This window comes from Paraburkholderia sp. (assembly GCF_026225065.1).
GTDB lineage: Bacteria > Pseudomonadota > Gammaproteobacteria > Burkholderiales > Burkholderiaceae > Paraburkholderia.
In genome coordinates, this window is record NZ_JAMFSB010000309.1 from 1 (window position 1) to 6,159 (window position 6,159).

The following is a 6,159-nucleotide window of genomic DNA, read 5'->3' on the forward strand; positions in this document are numbered from 1 at the left end:
GGCGGCGCCGCTGGCATGCGCCGCGAGATGAACAGGGCCGATGGTGACCGGACCGGTTCCATAGAGGTTGGACAGCCGGATGCGCACGCTCGATCCCCCGATGCTGGTCCGCACGACCTGGCGTATCGTCATCGCTGGCAATGGTGTGCCTGCCGAGTCAGGGGGCGCCGCCCAGGTGTCGACCCAATGCGGAACGGTAGGGGAGGCGGCGGGCGCAAGGCTCGCAGCGGCGGCCATGGTGATCGTGCAGAGTCCCAGTCCGGCGGCGATGTGTTTCAACGCTGTTCTTTTCATGGGCGCCCTTTACGGATGATTTTTATGCGAGAGAGACTAGCGAAGGTCGTCGTAGCAGGAAAGTATGCCGTTATCCTTAGTATTATAAATTCGCCTGGATAAAGACGGATTAAATTGGCTTCGTATTACGCTGCAATGATAGTAACGCTCGCACGCCACCAAAGTTCTCGATACACTTGTTCGCTGACCTTATACAGAGCAAAGCGTGTTCGTATCATTGCGCGAGCACGCTACATCAGGAGATCGAAAATGCGAACCAGTGCCCGGAATCAGTTTGAAGGCAATGTGGTGGAACTCAAGCAAGGCGCCGTGAACGACGAGGTCACGCTGCGCACCCAGGACGGCCTCGAGATCGTCGCGGTGATCACGCATGGCAGTGCAACATCGCTTGGTCTCGCCGAAGGCAAGCCGGCGATCGCGCTGGTGAAGGCTTCGTCAATCATGGTGATGGTGGATGTCAAGAGCAGCCAGGTGTCGGCGCGTAATTGCATCGCTGGGACGGTGTCTGCCGTCACCAAAGGCGCCGTCAATTCCGAAGTCGAGATTGCTGCACCGAACGGCGCGCAGATCGCTGCGATCATCACCAATGAGAGTGTCGACCGGTTGGGTCTCGCAGCCGGCAAATCCGCTACGGCGATTTTCAAGGCATCGAGCGTGATCGTAGGCGTCGAACAATAACGATGTGTTGAGGCGTCGAGGTCTTGAGCGATGAGCCCGCCCGCTGTCACGGCAGGCGGCCCGATCGCTTGTCTGGTTACCTCACCTGAGCGCCGTCACTTGATGGGAAAGCTGCGCACATAGCTGGTGCCGCCTGACGACGGCCCGCGATCGACCGCATACAGGAGATGATGCGCGGTATCGATCGCGACACCGCGGGCGTCCTGGAAGTCGTTGGCGATCACGCTGACCGTGCCGTCCGGGGCGATCTCGCAGAGGCCGCTCTTGTTGCACTTCGTATAGAGCCGCCCGTCACGATCCACAGTCATCAGATCAGGGCTATCTACGCGCGCAAAGACGGTAGGCGTCACCGGCGCGGGAGCGCTCAGAAGTGCGCCCAGATTCGCCTTCACGATATTGCCGTTGGCCTGATCGGAGACAAATACGTTCTCCCCTGAGACAGCAATCCCAACCGGCTTGCCGAGTCCCGTGAGCAGATCGCGTTCGGTAGCGGCGTGGGTCGCCTCATCATAGGTCACCAGACTCAGGGCACCTTGCGGCGGGTTGCTGCCGGTCTTGATGAACCAGGTAGACAGGAGCTGGCCAGGCGCAAGCTCAACCAGTCCCAACCTGCGCCGGGCCGGGTTGGGTCCGCTTAACGCCATGGCTGTGCCATTGCCACTGACTTCGAATATTGCGCTCGCGGTGCCAAACCCGAATCGTTCGGCGAGCAAGGCGCCCGACTGCGCGAAGCTGATCTGGCTGAGACTTTTACCTTGGGCCGCTCCAACCGGAATCGCCGCATACGGCGTGAATGCCCCGCCGCGCGAGGACAATACTCTGCTGGTGCGATCGTCCGTGATGAAGAGCGCGCCATCGGCCGGCCGCACGGCAATCCCGTTCGGCAAGGCTTCGACGGCGGTTTTCTGGGGTTGCACAACGGGTTGAGGCGTGCTGCAACCGGCTAACGCTGCGATAAAACTAAACGTTGCAATGACCGCTGCGGCTTTGCGCAACCTGACAGGCAATGCAAGCATGTTTCCTCCAGAGGGCATTCAGCCTGATTAGACGGGACACGCGCAACTCGCGTTACGCAAGGGCGCGGGGTTCGACGTACGGTACCAGCGACCGGCAACTAGCGCATGATCACTCGACCCTCGTCAGCAGTTCGATACTGTCGAGCTGCGCCGCGCACGTGTCGCGCACGATGGACACAAAATCCTCGAAGTAAGGACGGCCCGCCGTCCCTTTCGGCGCGATGGCGTAAAGCTCGCTCCACAGCCCGCTCGCGCCGACGCGTTTCGCCAGCACATAGTCGTGGTCGACGTAATTCTTCAAACCCCAGTTCGGCAATGCCGCGATACCCCGGCGGCTTGCCACCAGTTGCATGATCGCAATGGTCAACTCCGCAGTACGGCGCTCGAGCCGGATGCCGGCCGGCTCCAGCACCTCCCGGATCAGATCGATGCGCGATTCGGGAACCGGGTAAGTGATGAGGGTTTCGCCACGTAGATCTTCAGCCGTCAGACGCCGCTTGTCGCGCAGACGGTGTTCATTGGCGATCACCACCTGAATCTCGAACCTGAACAGCGGGGCGATATCCAGATTGCGCCGGGTAGCCGGTTTTGAGCCGATCACCACATCTGCTTTTCCCTCGGTCAGGAGCCGCATCGGATCCGCGTGAAATCCCGCCACAAGGTCGACCTCGACCTCCGGCCAGCGGCGCCGGAACTCATCCATCACTGGCATCAGCCAGTCGAAGCACGTGTGGCATTCCAGCACGATGCGAAGCTCGCCGCGTACTTCTTCCTTCAGGCGAACCAGATCCCGCTCAGCCGCCGCCACCCCGGCCACGGTTTCGCGGGCGAGAGCCAGCAGGCGTTCGCCCGCCACCGTAAAGCGCAGACCTTGGCGGGTCCGCTCGAATAGCGATACCTCGTAGTGGGCTTCCATGTCGCGGATCTGGTGCGACAGCGCGGACTGGCTGAGATTGACGCGCTCGGCGGCGGTGACGAGCTTGCCCGAATCGGCAATCGCGATCAGGGAGCGAAGATGACGCAGTTCAAGCATGTTGCCGCCCGCGCAGGCTGCAAGTCGAGGTGTCTTTGATATGAATGGCGCTCATACGATAATGAAAAGATGTCGCTTGATGAATCATAGCGTGCCTCTCAAACTGTGCGCTATTCAGTCAAGGATCGGCAATGGCTCGCACCCACATACATGGTTTCCCGCGCATCGGCGCGCACCGCGAACTCAAGTTCGCCCAGGAGTCGTTCTGGCGTGGGGAGTCCGACGATGCGTATCTGCGCGGCGTCGCGCGGGAATTGCGCGCGCGTCATTGGGAGCAGCAGCGCGCGGCGAAGCTGGACTTCGTGACGGTCGGCGATTTCGCGTACTACGACCCGATGCTGAATCTGACCGCTCTGTTGGGCGCGCTACCCGAGCGCTTCGAATTCGAGCCGGCGGCACTGTCGCTGGCTCAGTACTATGAGCTGGCGCGCGGTAACAAGGCGCAGCCGGCCATGGAAATGACCAAGTGGTTCGACACCAACTACCACTACCTCGTGCCGGAACTGGCACCGCAGACGACCTTCAATGGCGGCGTGAACTGGTTCTTCGAAGAGATCGACGAGGCGCTCGCGCTCGACCTGCCGGTCAAACCGGTGTTGATTGGGCCGATCACCTATCTGTGGCTGTCCAAGAGCCAGACGCCGGGCTTCGACCGCCTGTCGCTGCTGCCGAAACTCGTGATCCGCTATGTGCGTATTCTCGACGAGCTGGCGCGGCGTGGTATCGAGTGGGTGCAGATCGACGAACCGGCGCTGTGTCTCGACCTCGATGGTGAGTGGCTCGAAGCCTTTTCGGCCGTGTACGACGTGCTGGGCGCCGCGGGCGTCAAGGTATTGCTCGCCACCTATTTCGACACCGCGGCCGACCACGCCGGGCTCGTCGCGAAGCTGCCAGTCCACGGCGTGCATATCGATCTGATCAGGGCGCCGCAACAGCTCGACAGGTGGCGTACGGCGCTGTCGAAGGACAAGGTGCTGTCGGTGGGGGTGATCGACGGACGCAATGTCTGGCGCGCCGCGCTGCGCGAAATCGTCGGCTCATTGCAGCAGCTTCATGTCGAGCGGGGCGATACGCTCTGGATTGCGCCGTCGTGCTCGTTGCAGCACGTCCCCGTTTCGCTCGCTGTGGAGAAGCGCCTCGATCCCGAGGTCAAGACGTGGCTAGCCTTCGCGACGGAAAAGCTCGCTGAAATCGGCACGCTTGCGCTGGCGCTGCACGATCGGGCAGCGGCCGAGCCCGCGCTCGCCGCCGCGGACAACGCTCTTGCTGCGCGGCGCGCGTCGAAGGCGGTCACGAACGTGCTGGTGCAAAGAAAAGTCGCGGCTGTGACGGAGGCGATGGCGAGCCGCAAGAGCCCGTTCGAAGCCCGCAGCCGCGTGCAGCGGCATGCCCTGAAGCTGCCGCTCCTGCCGACCACAACGATTGGCTCGTTCCCGCAGACGCCCGCGATTCGCCAGGCCCGCGCGGCGTATAAGCGTGGCGAGTTGCGTGCGCTCGACTACCTCGAACGCATGCGCGCGGAAACGGCCACGGTAATGCGCAAGCAGGAAGAGCTCGGACTTGATGTGCTGGTGCACGGCGAGGTGGAGCGCAATGACCTGGTCGAGTTCTTCGCTGAGAAACTGTGGGGCTATGCAATCACGGAAAACGGCTGGGTGCAGAACTATGGCTCGCAGTGCGTGAAGCCGCCGATCATCTTCGGCGATGTGTTTCGTCCCGAACCGATGATGGTGGATACCGCCTGTCACGCGCAGTCCCTGACGGACCGCCTGGTGAAGGGCGTGCTGACGGGACCGGTGACGATGCTCGAATGGTCTTTTGTGCGCGATGACCAGCCACGCTCGACAACTGCCTTGCAACTGGCGCTAGTGATTCGCGACGAAGTGAACGACCTGGAGCAGGCCGGCATCCGCATCATCCAGATCGACGAACCCGCGTTTCGCGAAGGCCTGCCGCTACGCAAGACGGATTGGAGCGCCTATCTGGAATGGGCGACGCAGGCGTTCAGAATCTCCTCGAGCGGGGTTTCGGATGCCACGCAGATTCACACGCACATGTGCTATTCGGAGTTCAACGACATCCTGCCGTCGATTGCGGCGCTGGACGCGGATGTCATCACGATTGAAACCTCGCGTTCCTCGATGGAACTGCTCGACGGCTTCGGCGAATTTGCCTATCCGAATGGAATTGGCCCAGGGGTCTACGACACGCATTCGCCACGTGTGCCGAACGTGGACACGATGGAGCGCTTGCTCGAGCGTGCCTGCGAGGTGATTCCTGCGGAGCGTTTGTGGGTGAATCCGGACTGCGGCCTGAAGACGCGCGGCTGGCCAGAAACGGAAGCTGCGCTCGCAAACATGATTGCGGCAGCGCGGTCGATGCGGAAGAAGCTTGAAGAAGCGGCGAAGGACGACAAGCGGGAAAGCGCCAGCGAAATAGCCGGCTGACGGTGCTGACCGCAGGCTCGCAGCACGCGTGATGGCGTTTGTGCCATCACGCGATACTCACATCAAACTCACATCACTCAACTCAGACCTCAGGCGACGCGGCGTCGGCGCAGGAAGTCCGAGATCGAGCTGACCACGTCCGGCTTGCCCGCGTTGCCGTCGATATACGGGCTCCACGGCTGCGCGCGAATCGCGGTCTTGGTCCGCCACACCACGTTGAACTGGCCGTCGGCACGCACTTCGCCAATCATCACCGGCTTGTGCAGATGGTGGTTGCCGTCCATCTCGAGCGTGAAGCCCGACGGCGCCGCAAACTTCTGGCCGATCATCGCGACACGCACCTTGTCGACATCGGTGCTCTTGGCCTTTTCCGCCGCCTGCTTCCACATATGCATGCCGACGAAGGTCGCTTCCATCGGATCGTTGGTGACGCGCTTGTCGCCGCCCGGCAGGTTGTTGTCCTTGACCCACTTGGCGAACATCGCCTTGAACTTGGTGTTCTCGGGATTGCGCAGCGACATGAAGTAGTTCCATGCAGCGAGGTTGCCCACCAACGGCTTCGTATCGATACCGCGCAGTTCTTCTTCGCCCACCGAGAACGCCACCACCGGCACGTCCGTCGCTTTCAGGCCCTGGTTGCCCAGTTCCTTGTAGAACGGCACGTTCGAGTCGCCGTTGACGGTCGAGATCA

General features: G+C 61.7%; 5 protein-coding genes and 1 pseudogene. 2 read left to right on the forward strand and 4 right to left on the reverse strand.

Going from position 1 to position 6,159, the window contains the following annotated elements:
• Window positions 1-294, reverse strand: a pseudogene (locus tag M0954_RS22230) (GDSL family lipase); the annotation flags it as partial.
• A 249-nt stretch (window positions 295-543) separates the two neighbouring features.
• Between M0954_RS22230 and M0954_RS22235 the strand changes: the two are divergent.
• Window positions 544-972, forward strand: coding sequence for a molybdopterin-binding protein (locus M0954_RS22235; protein ID WP_297355510.1), 429 nt, complete (start codon window positions 544-546; stop codon window positions 970-972).
• 95 nt (window positions 973-1,067) lie between these two features.
• On the opposite strand, the gene M0954_RS22240 is transcribed toward M0954_RS22235, so the two are convergent.
• Window positions 1,068-1,988: a hypothetical protein gene (locus M0954_RS22240; protein ID WP_297355513.1), complete on the reverse strand. Its 921-nt coding sequence runs from the start codon at window positions 1,986-1,988 to the stop codon at window positions 1,068-1,070.
• A 109-nt stretch (window positions 1,989-2,097) separates the two neighbouring features.
• The gene (locus M0954_RS22245) at window positions 2,098-3,021 is read right to left on the reverse strand and encodes a LysR family transcriptional regulator (protein ID WP_297355515.1); all 924 of its coding nucleotides are present in this window, start codon (window positions 3,019-3,021) and stop codon (window positions 2,098-2,100) included.
• Window positions 3,022-3,152: 131 nt separating this feature from the next.
• Between M0954_RS22245 and metE the strand changes: the two genes are divergently transcribed.
• Window positions 3,153-5,468, forward strand: a complete 2,316-nt coding sequence (gene metE / locus M0954_RS22250; protein ID WP_297355517.1) for a 5-methyltetrahydropteroyltriglutamate--homocysteine S-methyltransferase — start codon at window positions 3,153-3,155, stop codon at window positions 5,466-5,468.
• 89 nt (window positions 5,469-5,557) lie between these two features.
• Here metE and M0954_RS22255 read toward each other — a convergent pair.
• Window positions 5,558-6,159, reverse strand: a 602-nt coding sequence (locus M0954_RS22255) for a transporter substrate-binding protein (RefSeq protein ID WP_297355519.1), incomplete at its 5' end; no start/stop codon positions are given.